This is a genomic window from Acidovorax sacchari (assembly GCF_042847045.1).
Classification (GTDB): domain Bacteria; phylum Pseudomonadota; class Gammaproteobacteria; order Burkholderiales; family Burkholderiaceae_C; genus Paracidovorax; species Paracidovorax sacchari.
The window spans coordinates 5,405,773-5,418,466 of record NZ_AP035783.1; the positions used below are offsets into that span (position 1 = coordinate 5,405,773).

11 protein-coding genes are annotated in these 12,694 nt (G+C 70.0%); 8 read left to right on the plus strand and 3 right to left on the minus strand.

Annotated features, from left to right (window positions below):
• Positions 1 to 34: 34 nt before the first annotated feature.
• The 6 genes from ACGHC0_RS23980 to ACGHC0_RS24005 all read left to right on the plus strand — a co-directional run bounded on the left by ACGHC0_RS23980 (position 35) and on the right by ACGHC0_RS24005 (position 8,714).
• On the plus strand, positions 35 to 802 hold the full coding sequence (locus tag ACGHC0_RS23980; RefSeq protein WP_368353296.1) for a CerR family C-terminal domain-containing protein: 768 nt from the start codon (positions 35 to 37) through the stop codon (positions 800 to 802).
• Entirely contained in the window at positions 799 to 2,223 is a 1,425-nt protein-coding gene (locus ACGHC0_RS23985) for an efflux transporter outer membrane subunit (protein ID WP_415266973.1), read from the plus strand. Before ACGHC0_RS23980 ends, ACGHC0_RS23985 begins: the two co-directional genes overlap by 4 nt.
• A gap of 88 nt (positions 2,224 to 2,311) precedes the next feature.
• The gene (locus ACGHC0_RS23990) at positions 2,312 to 3,499 is read left to right on the plus strand and encodes an efflux RND transporter periplasmic adaptor subunit (protein WP_415266974.1); all 1,188 of its coding nucleotides are present in this window, start codon (positions 2,312 to 2,314) and stop codon (positions 3,497 to 3,499) included.
• A 66-nt stretch (positions 3,500 to 3,565) separates the two neighbouring features.
• Positions 3,566 to 6,658, plus strand: coding sequence for an efflux RND transporter permease subunit (locus ACGHC0_RS23995; RefSeq protein WP_415266975.1), 3,093 nt, complete (start codon positions 3,566 to 3,568; stop codon positions 6,656 to 6,658).
• 147 nt (positions 6,659 to 6,805) lie between these two features.
• Complete coding sequence (locus tag ACGHC0_RS24000) at positions 6,806 to 8,017, plus strand: HD-GYP domain-containing protein (protein WP_107133929.1); 1,212 nt, start codon at positions 6,806 to 6,808, stop codon at positions 8,015 to 8,017.
• A gap of 97 nt (positions 8,018 to 8,114) precedes the next feature.
• Positions 8,115 to 8,714 carry a glutathione peroxidase gene (locus ACGHC0_RS24005; RefSeq protein WP_415266976.1) on the plus strand — a complete coding sequence of 200 codons (600 nt, stop codon included), beginning with the start codon at positions 8,115 to 8,117 and terminating at the stop codon, positions 8,712 to 8,714.
• Positions 8,715 to 9,063: 349 nt separating this feature from the next.
• Here ACGHC0_RS24005 and ACGHC0_RS24010 read toward each other — a convergent pair whose 3' ends face one another.
• On the minus strand, positions 9,064 to 9,678 hold the full coding sequence (locus tag ACGHC0_RS24010; protein WP_107133931.1) for a glutathione S-transferase N-terminal domain-containing protein: 615 nt from the start codon (positions 9,676 to 9,678) through the stop codon (positions 9,064 to 9,066).
• Between the two features lie 139 nt (positions 9,679 to 9,817).
• Here ACGHC0_RS24010 and purB point away from each other — a divergent pair, with 139 nt between their 5' ends.
• Both purB and ACGHC0_RS24020 read left to right on the plus strand, forming a co-directional pair.
• Positions 9,818 to 11,197 (plus strand): adenylosuccinate lyase, encoded by a 1,380-nt coding sequence (gene purB / locus ACGHC0_RS24015; protein ID WP_368353303.1) that lies wholly within the window; start codon positions 9,818 to 9,820, stop codon positions 11,195 to 11,197.
• Positions 11,198 to 11,199: 2 nt separating this feature from the next.
• On the plus strand, positions 11,200 to 11,760 hold the full coding sequence (locus tag ACGHC0_RS24020) for a YaeQ family protein (RefSeq protein WP_368353304.1): 561 nt from the start codon (positions 11,200 to 11,202) through the stop codon (positions 11,758 to 11,760).
• 28 nt (positions 11,761 to 11,788) lie between these two features.
• Here the strand turns inward: ACGHC0_RS24020 and ACGHC0_RS24025 are convergent, their stop codons facing one another.
• Positions 11,789 to 12,106, minus strand: coding sequence for a DUF2007 domain-containing protein (locus ACGHC0_RS24025; protein ID WP_368353305.1), 318 nt, complete (start codon positions 12,104 to 12,106; stop codon positions 11,789 to 11,791).
• A 49-nt stretch (positions 12,107 to 12,155) separates the two neighbouring features.
• Positions 12,156 to 12,596 carry a DUF3717 domain-containing protein gene (locus ACGHC0_RS24030; protein ID WP_368355696.1) on the minus strand — a complete coding sequence of 147 codons (441 nt, stop codon included), beginning with the start codon at positions 12,594 to 12,596 and terminating at the stop codon, positions 12,156 to 12,158.
• Positions 12,597 to 12,694: the final 98 nt, after the last annotated feature.

The window sequence follows — 12,694 nt, forward strand, 5'->3', positions numbered from 1 at the left end:
AAACGTTTGATTGAATGTGGTGTAATCCGCGGCCATGCCCGCACGACGTCCACGTTCTGCCGAGATTCCCCCTCCGGCATCGTCTCCCACCCTGACGGGAGAGGAGCAGGCATCCCCGCGGGCGCGCCTGCTGTCCGCCGCCCTGCGTTTGTTTTCCGAGCAGGGCTACACCAGGACCTCGGTCCGGGCCATTGCCGCGGCGGCGCAGGCCAACGTGGCGGCCGTGAGCTACTACTTCGGCGACAAGGCATCGCTCTACAGTGCCGTCTTCACCGAGCCCACGTGGGACCACGAGTCGCTGCGCTCCGCCTTCGCCCAACCCGGCATCACGATGGAAGAGGCGCTGCGGCGCTACTTCCACGCGGCGCTCGCCCCCCTGAGCCATGGCGAACTGGCCCGCCAGAGCGTGCGGCTGCACATCCGGGAAATGCTCGAGCCCACGGGCCAATGGGAACGGGCCCTGGACAAGGACGTGCGCCAGCCCCATGACGCGCTCGTGCGACTGCTGTGCCGCCACATGGGGGTCGCCACCGCGGACCTCGCCATCCACCGGCTGGCGCTGACCCTCTCCAGCATGGCGTTCCAGCTGTGGGGCCATCGCGACGACATCGAGGCCATCAAGCCCGAACTGCTGGCCACGACCGGGGCAGTGGAACTCTGGGCCGACCGCATGGTGGACTATGCGCTGGCCATGATCGCAGCCGAGAAAGCCTGGCGTCAAGCCACGCCCGCCGCAGCCCGGGCGTCTGCCAGGGCCTCCGCTCCTCCTCCACCGGCCCGCCGCAAGACGCTGAAACCATGACGCCGTTCCTCCCCACCGGACCCTACCGCCTTCTCTGCGCCGCTGCGCTGCTGGCCCTGTCGGGCTGCGCGGTGACATCGCCCCCGCCACGCACCGAAGCGGCCACGCCCGCCGGCTGGCAGGCCCCGCTGCCGCACCAGGGCCGCATCGAAGATCTCGCCCGCTGGTGGGACCGCCTGGGCGACCCGTTGCTGACGGACCTGATCGGACGGGCACAGGAAGTCTCTCCGGACATCGCCCAGGCACGCTCGCGCGTGCAGCAGGCACGGGCCACCCAGGTCGCTGCGCGCGCCGCGCTGCTGCCGACGCTGGATGCCCAGGGCAATGCCAGCCGGGGCACCAGCCAGCAGGCCGCCGGCCTCGCCACGACCGTCCAGGGCACCGTGCAGGCCGGCTGGGAAGTGGATCTTTTCGGGGGCAACGCCGCGGCCGAGGAGGCCGCACGCCAGCGCTTCGCGGGCGCGCAGGCCCAGTGGCACGAGGCCCGCGTCTCGGTCGCGGCCGAAGTGGCCACGCAATACGATGCATGGCACCAGTGCCTGCGGCTGGCCGAGGTGGCCCAGTCCGATGCCCGCTCCCGCACGGAGAGCGCGCGCCTGACAGAAGCCAGCGAACGTGCGGGCTTCACCGCGCCCGCCACGCTGGCGCTCGCGCAGGCCAGCGGCGCCGAAGGCCGCGTGCGCGCCGAGCAGCAGCGCATGGCCTGTGACATCGACCTGAAGGGACTGGTGGCGCTCACCGGCATGCCGGAAGCGGAACTGCGCACCCGGGCGGCCGAGTCGGCGGCACCGCAGGCCCTTCCGGATGCGCTCTTCGCCATCGATGCCCTGCCGGCCCGTGTCCTGGCCCAGCGGCCCGACGTGTATGCGGCCGAGCGCGAAGTGGCTGCGGCCAGCGCCGATGTCGGCAATGCACGCGCCCAGCGCTTTCCGCGCCTCACCCTGGCCGGGTCGGTCGGCCGGGCATGGGGCAGCACGGGCGGTACCAGCGTCGCCACCAACACCTGGTCGATCGGCCCGGTGGGCCTCAGCCTGCCCCTCTTCGATGCAGGCCGGCGTGCCGCCCAGGTCGATGCCGCCCAGGCACGCTACGAGGAAGCCGCGCAACTCTACCGTGCCAACGTGCGCCGCGCGGTGAGCGAGGTCGAGCAGGCCCTGGTGCGGCTCGCGAGCACGGCCGCGCGCAGCGCCGACGCCGAGCGCGCCGCACAAGGCTACCGAGCCTCCTTCGTCGCTACCGAGGCGCGCTGGCGCGGCGGACTCGCGAGTCTGCTGGAGCTGGAGGAAACACGCCGCACCGCACTCAACTCCGAAACCGCGCTCATCTCGCTGCGGCAGGAGCGCATGGCGGCGTGGATCGGCCTCTACCGCGCTGCGGGAGGCGGCTGGGAGCCGCCTGCCACGCCGGTGGCGGCCCGCTAGTGCGCGGCGGCCCCGGCCCCACATCGACCAGCGCCTTCGGCGCCCCGCCCCGAACCGTTTCAACGACCGCAACTCCCGGACCTTTTCCATGCTGCGCCTGCGTTCACGCCCCTCCCTGCTCCTGGCCCTGTCGGCCGCCTGCCTCGCCGCCTTCGCCGGCGGCGCCCTCGTGCTGGCCACGCCCGGCGCCTCTCACGCCGAAGCCGCCAAGGGCAAGGATGCCGCTGCGCCAGCACCCCGCCCCGCGCTCACCGTGACCACCACCACGCCGCGCCGCGAATCCATCGCTGCCCGGCTGCCGGCCAACGGCAACATCGCCGCCTGGCAGGAGGCGAGCATCGGCACCGAGAGCAACGGCCTGCGGCTGACCGAAGTGCGCGTGAACGTCGGCGACACGGTGCGTGCGGGGCAGGTCCTTGCTGTCTTCTCCGCCGATACGGTCCAGGCCGAGCTGGCCCAGAGCCGCGCCAGCCTGCTGGAAGCCAGGGCAAGCGCCGCCGAGGCGGCCGCCAACGCCGAGCGGGCCCGCACGCTGCAGGCCTCGGGCGCACTGAGCCAGCAGCAGATCCAGCAGTACACCACCGCGAGCGAGACCGCCGCCGCCCGCGTCGAAGCCGCCCAGGCGGCGCTGTCCGCGCAGCAACTGCGCCTGAAGCACACGCAGGTGCTGGCACCCGACAGCGGCGTCATCTCCTCGCGCACTGCCACCGTGGGCTCCGTGGTGGGCGCAGGCACCGAGCTGTTCCGCATGGTGCGCAAGGGCCGGCTCGAATGGCGCGCCGAGGTCACCTCCAGCGAGCTGCCGCGCGTGCGCTCCGGCATCCGCGCGAAGGTCACCGCCGCAAGCGGCGCCGAGGTGGAGGGCACCGTCCGCATGGTGGCGCCCACGGTGGACCCGCAGACGCGCAACGCCCTCGTCTATGTCGATCTGCCCGCCCATCCCGATATCCGGGCCGGCATGTTCGCGCGCGGCGATTTCCTGCTCGCGCAGCGCGAGACCCTCACCATCCCGCAATCGGCGGTGGTCGTGCGCGACGGCTTCAGTGCCGTGTTCGAGGTCGGCGACGGCGGCCGCGTGGCGATGCGCCAGGTGAAGACCGGCCAGCGCACGGGCGACCGGGTGGAGATCCTCACGGGACTGCAGGAGCGCGCCACCCTCGTGGAACGCGGCGGCGCGTTCCTCAACGACGGCGACACCGTGCGCGTCGAGGCATCCGGCACAGCCGCGCCGGCCGCCGCCGTCCCGGCCTCGAAGAGCGCCAGCGCCGCGCGATAGAGAAGAACGAGAGTCCCCGCCCATGCCGCATCCGCATTCCCGCCAGAGCCCCGAGAGCCCGCAGCCATGAACCTTTCCGCCTGGTCCATCCGCAATCCCATCCCGGCCGCGATGCTGTTCGTGCTGCTCACCTTCGCCGGCCTGCTGTCGTTCCGCGCGATGAAGGTGCAGAACTTCCCGGACATGGACCTGCCGGTCGTGATGGTCACCGCCGCCCTGCCCGGCGCAGCGCCGGGGCAGCTCGAGACCGATGTGGCGCGCAAGATAGAGAACGCCATCGCCACCACGCAGGGCCTCAAGCACATCACCACCACCCTGGTGGACGGCACGGCCACGATCGCGGCCGAGTACCGGCTGGAAAAGCCCGTGCAGGAAGCCGTGGACGACGTGCGCTCGGCCGTCTCCCGCGTGCGCGCCGACATGCCCGCCGACCTGCGCGACCCCATCGTCACCAAGCTCGAGCTCTCCTCGCAGCCCATCCTGGCCTTCGCCATCGCGTCCGACCGCATGGACGACCAGGCGCTGTCCTGGTTCGTCGATGACACCCTCACCCGCCGCCTGCTGGCCGTGCCCGGCGTGGGCGCCGTCGGCCGCGTGGGCGGCGTGCAGCGCGAGGTGCGCGTGGCCATCGATCCGCTGCGCCTGCAGGCCCTGGGCGCCACCGCGGCCGACGTCTCGCGACAGCTGCGCCTGGTGCAGACCGAAAGCGCGGGCGGCCGCACCGACCTGGGCGGGACGGAGCAGCCCGTGCGCACCATCGCCACCGTGCGCACGGCCCAGGAGATCGCCGCGCTCGACATTCCGCTTTCGGCCGGCGGACACGTGCGCCTGGACCGCATCGCCACCGTCACCGACACGGTGGCCGAGCCGCGCACCGCCGCGCTGCTGGATGGCAAGCCGGTGATCGGCTTCGAAGTCTCGCGCAGCCGCGGTGCCAGCGAAGTGGAAGTGGGCGCGGGGGTGCAGCGCGCCCTCGATCAGCTGGTGGCGGAACATCCCGACCTCCACCTCACCCGCACGGTGGACTTCGTGGAAATCGCCAGCGACGAATACGACAGCTCCATGCACCTGCTGTACGAGGGCGCCATCCTCGCCGTCGTCGTGGTGTGGCTCTTCCTGCGCAACTGGCGCGCCACCATCGTCTCGGCCGTGGCGCTGCCGCTGTCCGTGCTGCCGGCCTTCATCGGCATGTACCTGCTCGGCTTCTCGATCAACATCATCACGCTGCTGGCCCTCTCGCTCGTGGTCGGCATCCTCGTGGACGACGCCATCGTCGAGGTCGAGAACATCGTGCGCCACCTGCGCATGGGCAAGTCGCCCTACCAGGCGGCGATGGAGGCGGCCGACGAGATCGGCCTCGCGGTGATCGCCACCACCTTCACCCTGATCGCCGTCTTCCTGCCCACGGCCTTCATGAGCGGCATTCCCGGGCGCTTCTTCAAGCAGTTCGGCTGGACGGCCGCGCTCGCCGTGTTCGCCTCGCTGGTCGTGGCCCGGCTGCTCACGCCGATGATGGCGGCCTACATCCTCAAGCCCCTGTCCGGCGAGGAAAAGGAGCTGCGCTGGCTCTCCGGCTACATGCGCGCCTCGGCCTGGGCGCTGCGCCACCGCGTGCTCACGGTGATCGGCGCGCTGCTGTTCTTCGTGGCCTCGATCGCGCTCATCCCGCTACTGCCTTCGGGCTTCATCCCGCCGGACGACAACGCCCAGACCCAGGTGAACCTGGAACTGCCGCCCGGCACCCGCCTCGCAGAAACCCGCGCCGCGGTGGCCCAGGCCACGGAGCGCGTGATGAAGGTGGGCCACGTGCGCAGCATCTACACCGCCATCGGCGGAGGCTCGGCGGGCGCCGACCCCATGGCAGGCGGAGCGAGCGCGGGCGATCCGCGCAAGGCCACCCTCACGCTGCGTTTCGTGGCCCGGGGCGAACGCCCGCTCAAGCAGGCCATCGAGCAGGACCTGCGCGCGGCCATGGCCGACCTGCCCGGCGTGCGCGTGAAGATCGGCCTGGGCGGCTCCAACGACAAGTACGTGCTCGCCCTCGCGAGCGAGGACCCGCAGGCCCTGGCCGATACCGCGCGGGCGGTGGAGCGCGACCTGCGCACCATTCCCGGCATCGGGAACATCGGCTCCAGCGCCAGCCTCGTGCGGCCGGAGATCGTGGTGCGCCCCGACTTCGCCCGTGCCGCGGACCTGGGCGTCACCAGCAGCGCCATCGCCGAGACGCTGCGGGTGGCCACCGTGGGCGACTACGACCAGAACCTGCCCAAGCTCAACCTGCCCCAGCGGCAGGTGCCCATCGTCGTGCGCCTGGACGACGCGGCCCGCGAAGACCTTTCGGTGCTGGAGCGCCTGGCCGTGCTGGGATCGCGCGGGCCGGTGCGCCTGGGCGAGGTCGCCCGGCTCGAGGTCGGCAGCGGCCCCGCCGTCATCAACCGCTACGACCGGGCCCGCAACGTCAACTTCGAGATCGAGCTCGGCACCCAGGGGCTGGGCGAGGTCACCGAGGCCGTGCGGCAGTTGCCCTCCGTGCGCCAGAAGCCGGCCAGCGTGCGCCTGATCGACGTGGGCGACGCCGAGATGATGGGCGAGCTGTTCGCCAGCTTCGGCCTGGCCATGCTCACCGGCGTGGTCTGCATCTACCTCGTGCTGGTGCTGCTCTTCAAGGACTTCCTGCAGCCGGTCACCATCCTCATGGCCCTGCCGCTGTCGCTCGGCGGCGCCTTCGTGGGCCTGCTGATCGCCGGCAAGAGCTTTTCCATGCCCTCGCTCATCGGGCTCATCATGCTCATGGGCATCGCCACCAAGAACTCCATCCTGCTCGTGGAGTACGCCATCGTGGCGCGGCGCGACCAGGGCATGAGCCGCTGGGACGCCCTGCTGGACGCCTGCCACAAGCGCGCGCGGCCCATCATCATGACCACGCTCGCCATGGGCGCGGGCATGCTGCCCATCGCCCTGGCCTGGGGCGGCGCGGACATGAGCTTCCGCTCGCCCATGGCCGTGGCCGTGATCGGCGGGCTGCTCACCTCCACCGTCCTCAGCCTGCTGGTGGTGCCGGCCGTATTCACCTACGTGGACGACTTCGCGCAGTGGTTCCGCCGCCGTGTCCTGCGGCGCGCGCCGCCGCCACCGCCAGCGGCGGGAGCGGCGACCTGATCCGCGTGCTCCGGAGAGGCTGCCGCGGTCCGCGGCATGCCACCTCCGGGAAACGGAGAGAGGCACCCAACGCCCGAATAGAGGCAAAACCCTCCCCCTCCGGCAGGCTTAGCCCCCTGTGGCGGCGCCGATAATGAGCGACCCGCCATGAACCTCGTCGCGCTGAACATCGACACGATCCCCCTCGGGCACCCGCTGCCCTTCGTGCTCCGGGGCGCCAGCGGAGTGCTGCTCGCGCAGCGGGGCTACGTGATCCGCAACCGCGAAGAACTGGACCTGATGGTGGCGCGCGGCCTGAGCCTGTGCGTGGACACCGACGAGTCGGGCGACAGCCACCGCGCCTACCTCGCCCAGCTGCAGAAGATGCTGCTCACGGACACCTCCCTGGGCCAGATCGCCGCGATGAAGATCTCCGCAGGCGCGTCGGCCTCGCGGGAGAAGGCGAGCGCAGCCAACGGTCCGCCGGACTGGCCCGAACTGCAGCTGCGCGCTACCCAGCTGCTGCGGGCACCTCCGCCGGCGGCGGAATTCGGCGAACGCTTCGAGGCGCTGCACGGCGAACTCGCCCGCCACTGCGCTGCCACGCCCGACGCGACCCTGCTCGCGCTCGTCTATCTGTCGGGCCAGGAAATGCAGCAGTACAGCGGCACGCATGCCATGCTGGTGGCCTGCGTGTGCATGGTCGTGGCCGCGGAGCACCTGCGCTGGCCGGTGCCCAAGGTCCTGCAGCTGGGGCGCGCGGCGCTGTCGATGAACATCGCCATGACCACGCTGCAGGACCAGCTCGCCGTCCAGACCCAGCCGCTGACCGCCCCGCAACTGGCCGACATCGAAAACCATGCCGTGCGCTCCGAAGCACTGCTGCGGCAGCTCGGCGTGGACGATCCGGTCTGGCTGGAAGCCGTGCGCGCCCACCACCACCGCGCCCCCGGGCCCCTCGCGGGCAAGAGCGAGGCCCAGCAGATGGCCCGCCTCATCCAGCGGGCCGACATCTTCGGCGCGCGCCTCGCGCCGCGCGCCTCGCGGGCGCCCATGCCCGTCACCGCCGCCATGCAGGCCACCTATTACGACGAGGCCCACCAGGTCGATGAAGCGGGTTCGGCCCTCGTGAAGGCCCTGGGCGTGTATCCGCCCGGCGCCTTCGTGCGCCTGGCCAGCCAGGAGGTCGCCGTGGTGCTGCGCCGCGGCGCCAGTGCCACCACGCCGCGCGTGGCCGTCGTACTCAACCGCAGCGGCATGCCGACGGGCGAGCCGATCCCGCGGGATACGGCCCAGCCGGCCTGGAAGATCACGGGCGCCGTGGCGTTGCGCGACGTGCGGGTGCAACTGCCCCTCGCGCGCCTGCTGGCGCTGGTGTAAGCGCGGCCTCCGCTTGCCACGCGCACGGCTTCTGTACTACCGTCGCGGACGGCCGTGCCGCGGCCTCTCGCCCCCTGCCGACTCCGGGAGAACCTCCATGCCCCGCCTCACCTCCCCGCTGATCCTTGCACTCGCGGCCTATGCCGCAGCCCTGTCGGCTGCCGCGCAAACCCCGCCGGCCGCACCGACAGGGCCCGCCCCGTCGGCCGCGGCCTGCCCTGCCGTCCTGAACCACAGCATGCCCCGCCTGCAGGACGAAGCCCCCCAGGACCTGTGCCAGTACAAGGGCCAGGTGCTGCTCGTAGTCAACACCGCCAGTTACTGCGGATTCACCGGCCAGTACGAGGGCCTGGAGGCGCTGCACGCCCGTTACAAGACGCAAGGTTTCGCAGTGCTGGGCTTTCCGTCGAACGATTTCGCACAGGAAACCGGCAGCAATGCGCAAATTGCCGACTTCTGCAGCAACACATTTGGGGTGCGCTTTCCCATGTTCGCCAAGAGCAGTGTCAAGGGTGGCAGCGCCTCGCCGCTCTACCGCGAACTCGCTGCCCAGGCAGGCGAGGCGCCGCGATGGAACTTCCACAAATACCTGCTCGACCGGAATGGCAAGGTGGTGGCAAGTTTCGGCAGTTCCGTGGCACCGGACGACCCGAAAGTCGTCCGGGCGATCGAGCAGCAACTGAAACTGCTTCGTTAATTTGCGACGTTTCGCAGTGTCATATTCCGATATGCGGAAATCTTACATTTTTTGATGTTTTTGGAGCGCACATCGCTGGAACTTTGCCGATTTGGCACTAATCTATCGTCCGTGGACAAGTTAACTACGCTCGTCCTTCATGTTGAGTTTTCCAGTTTCTCGTTGCGAAGCCTTTCGGACCTGTCCGACTGAAATCCTGAAGCGCTTCTCCTCCCTCCCTCTCTAATTCGTTTCGGGACGCTTCGCAACTTTTTTTATTCCGGCCGCAAAAAAAGCGCGCAACCGCAAGGTGCGCGCTTTTGGCTTTCTGGGGGCTCCTCTGCAGGCTCCTGGCAGCCCGGCAGAGGGTTCAGCGGGGCTGCGTATCAGCGAAGCTGGGCCGCTGCATCAGCTTGTCGAGCAAGCGCCCCAGGTTGGGATGCTCCGTCCGCCAGGCGATCTCGGGGAACCGGAACTCCAGCCAGCCCAGGGCGCATCCCACCGCCACGTCGGACAGGCTCAGGTGGATGCCGCTGCAATACGGCTTCTCGCCCAGCCCCTGGGACATCGCCTTGAGGCCGGCATGCACCTTGCCGAGCTGGCGGTCGATCCACGCCTGGCTGCGCTCCCCGTCGCGGCGGTCCTTCCACGTGGCCTCCAGCCGGGCCAGCACGCCGGCATCCATCACGCCGTCGGCCAGGGCTTCCCAGGTCTTGACCTCCGCGCGCTCGCGGCCCTGGGTGGGGATGAGCCGTCCCACGGGTGACAGGGTGTCCAGGTATTCGACGATGACGCGCGAATCGAACACTGCCTCGCCCCCTTCCATGACGAGGCAGGGCACCTTGCCGAGGGGGTTGGACGTGGCGATCGTAGTGTCGTCGGCCCAGACGTTTTCCTCGATGAAGCGGTAGTCCAGCTTCTTCTCGGCCATCACGATGCGCACCTTGCGCACATAGGGACTGGCAGAGGATCCGATGAGTTTCATGGTGTGTTTCCGGGCGCGGGCAGGACAAGAGAGAACGAACGGGCGGCCGCCGATTCTAGGGGGCTGGCCGCACTCTCGCTGCCAGGACGGGACGCCAGTGCAGCGCCTGCGCCACGGTCGGCACCTACAATCCCGCCCCATGAGCCTGTCCACCATCAACGCCCTCTCTCCGCTCGACGGCCGCTACGCCGCCAAACTGTCCGCCCTGCGCCCCATCATGAGCGAGCACGGCTACATGCACCGCCGGGTGCAGGTGGAAGTCGCATGGTTCATCGCGCTGTCGGACGCCGGCTTCGAGCAATTCAAGCCCCTGACCACCGGCGCGCGCGCCTACCTGCTGAGCCTGGTGAAGAATTTCTCAGAGGCCGACTCGCAGGCGATCAAGGACATCGAGAAGACCACCAACCACGACGTGAAGGCGGTCGAATACTGGATCAAGTCCAAGTTCGAGGCCCGCCCCGAGCTGGAAAAGGCCGCGGAGTTCGTGCACTTCGCCTGCACCAGCGAAGACATCAACAACACCAGCCACGCGCTGCAGCTGCGCTCCGGCCGCGACCAGGTCATCCTGCCCGGCCTGGACCGCATCGTCCTGAAACTGCGCGAAATGGCGCACGCCTACGCCGAAGTCCCCATGCTGAGCCGCACCCACGGCCAGACCGCCAGCCCCACCACCGTGGGCAAGGAACTGGCCAACGTGGTCGTGCGCCTGCAGGCCGCCTGCGACCGCATCGCCGGCGTGAAGATGCTGGGCAAGATGAACGGTGCCGTGGGCAACTACAACGCCCACCTCTCGGCCTGGCCCGACTTCGACTGGGAGGCCTTCAGCAAGAAGGTCGTCGAGACCCCGGAGCCGCTGGGCCTGGGCCTCACCTTCCAGCCCTACTCCATCCAGATCGAGCCGCACGACTACATGGCCGAGCTGTTCGACGCCGTCGCCCGCGCCAACACCATCCTGGTCGACCTGTCGCGCGACATCTGGGGCTACGTGAGCCTGGGCTACTTCAAGCAGCGCCTGAAGGCCGGCGAGATCGGCTCGTCCACCATGCCGCACAAGGTCAACCCCATCGACTTCGAGAACGCCGAAGGCAACCTGGGCCTGGCCAACGCGCTGCTGCGCCACCTCTCCGAGAAGCTGCCCATCAGCCGCTGGCAGCGCGACCTCACCGACAGCACCGTGCTGCGCAACATCGGCGTGGCCATGGGCTATGCCGCCCTTGCCTACTCCTCGCTGATGACCGGCCTGAACAAGCTGGAACTGAACGAGGAAGCCCTGGCCGCCGACCTGGACGCCAGCTGGGAAGTGCTGGCCGAGCCGATCCAGACCGTCATGCGCCGCTACGGCGTGCAGGGCGCCTACGAGAAGCTCAAGGAAGTCACCCGCGGCAAGACCGTGACGGCCGAGGCACTGCACACGCTGATCGCCGGCCTGGAGATCCCCCAGGCCGACAAGGACCGCCTGCTGGCCATGACGCCGGGCAGCTACATCGGCAAGGCCGCCGAACTCGCCCGCCGCGTCTGAGCATGGCCATCAAGTCCACCATCTTCAAGGCGAACCTCGCGATCGCCGACATCGACCACGGCTACTACGCCGACCACGCCCTGACCCTGGCCCGCCACCCCAGCGAGACCGACGAGCGCATGATGGTCCGGCTGGCGGCGCTGGCGCTCAACGCCTGGCAGCTGCAGGCCATGTGCCAGGGGGACGGCACGCTGGCCTTCGGCGCCGGCCTCTCGGATCCGGACGATCCGGACGTGTCCATCACCGACTTCACGGGCCGCAAGCGCCTGTGGATCGAAGTCGGCCAGCCCGAGGACAAGCCGCTGGCCAAGGCCTCCTCCAAGGCGGATGCGGTGCTGGTCTATTGCTTCCACCATGCGGCCGAGGTCTGGTGGAGGGGCATCGAGGGCAAGCTCTCGCGGCAGGACAGGTTGCAGGTCTGGCGCCTGCCCACCGAGGCATCGCAACAGCTGGCGTCCCTGGCCGAGCGCAGCATGCAATTGCAGGCCACGGTGCAGGAAGGTGGCCTCACGCTGAGCAGTGGCCTGGGCAGCGTCCACCTGGAGCCCATCCGCTGGAAATGAGCACGGGCCCCGAGGGCCCCGGCGGCGTTCAGCGCCCGTCGGCCGCGGGCATGAACGCACCGCAGTTCCAGCACTGCTCGAACCCACCCTCGACCCATTCCCCGCAGCCGGCGCAGTGCCAGCGCCGCTGGGGCAGGTCCGCTAGCGCCTGCAGCAGGCGCCGGGCCTGCGGCGCATGCTCTGCGTGCTCCAGCCAGATTTCCGGCAGGCACTGGTCCGGCGGCAGCTGGCCGGCCGCCGCCAGCAGGTGCTGGCGCTGCACCGTGGCCGGCATGCCGCCCTCGCTCAGCAGATCGGCCCAAAGCGTGGCGATGACGATGTTCGGAGCCTGGGTCAAGCGCAGCATGCGGCCAGCTTAGGCGCTTCCGGGGCGCCTGTCACGCGGCGCGCAGCGGCTACCGGGCGGGGCGTGCGGCATCCGGCGCCTGCGGCCCCTCCGCGGCCCGCTCCGCATAGCGGTTGAAGCGCCAGGCCGTGTTCTCGATGGTGATGCGCCGCCACACGACACGCTTTTCGGCCGGTCCCATCGCCAGCCAGTGCTGCACTTCGGCGAAGCTGCGTCCACACCCCTTGCAATGGTCGTCGCCCTGGCTGGTCGAGCAAATGGCGATGCAGGGCGTGTCGGGCGTCGTCTCGTACCACGCCAGCCAGGCCGCCATGGCATCGGCGGGCAGCAAGGCCTCCTCCACCTCGTCCACCCGCGCGTAGACCATGCGGGCATACACCTCCGCGAGCGCCTGGAGTTCGGGTGCCAGCGCCAGCCCCGCGCCCGCCGGCGCACGGGCGCGCCAATGGTTGATGGCGGATTCGATATCGGTGATGTGCAGGGCGGCCATGGACACGCGGAAAAACACGCGGGAAAAAGGCGGCCGATCTTACCCGCGGCGCCCGCTGGCAGCGCCGGCCGGTCGCCATGGGCCCGCGGACTCTCCGG

What these genes read in the sequence shown, in the direction of transcription:
- ACGHC0_RS23985 (WP_415266973.1), top strand. Translation starts at nt 799, where the DNA reads ATGACGCCGTTCCTCCCCACCGGACCCTACCGCCTTCTCTGCGCCGCT.
- ACGHC0_RS23980 (WP_368353296.1), top strand. Translation starts at nt 35, where the DNA reads ATGCCCGCACGACGTCCACGTTCTGCCGAGATTCCCCCTCCGGCATCG.
- ACGHC0_RS24030 (WP_368355696.1), bottom strand. Translation starts at nt 12,596, where the DNA reads ATGGCCGCCCTGCACATCACCGATATCGAATCCGCCATCAACCATTGG.
- ACGHC0_RS24005 (WP_415266976.1), top strand. Translation starts at nt 8,115, where the DNA reads ATGCCCCGCCTCACCTCCCCGCTGATCCTTGCACTCGCGGCCTATGCC.
- ACGHC0_RS23995 (WP_415266975.1), top strand. Translation starts at nt 3,566, where the DNA reads ATGAACCTTTCCGCCTGGTCCATCCGCAATCCCATCCCGGCCGCGATG.
- ACGHC0_RS24000 (WP_107133929.1), top strand. Translation starts at nt 6,806, where the DNA reads ATGAACCTCGTCGCGCTGAACATCGACACGATCCCCCTCGGGCACCCG.
- ACGHC0_RS24020 (WP_368353304.1), top strand. Translation starts at nt 11,200, where the DNA reads ATGGCCATCAAGTCCACCATCTTCAAGGCGAACCTCGCGATCGCCGAC.
- ACGHC0_RS24010 (WP_107133931.1), bottom strand. Translation starts at nt 9,678, where the DNA reads ATGAAACTCATCGGATCCTCTGCCAGTCCCTATGTGCGCAAGGTGCGC.
- ACGHC0_RS23990 (WP_415266974.1), top strand. Translation starts at nt 2,312, where the DNA reads ATGCTGCGCCTGCGTTCACGCCCCTCCCTGCTCCTGGCCCTGTCGGCC.
- ACGHC0_RS24025 (WP_368353305.1), bottom strand. Translation starts at nt 12,106, where the DNA reads ATGCTGCGCTTGACCCAGGCTCCGAACATCGTCATCGCCACGCTTTGG.
- purB (WP_368353303.1), top strand. Translation starts at nt 9,818, where the DNA reads ATGAGCCTGTCCACCATCAACGCCCTCTCTCCGCTCGACGGCCGCTAC.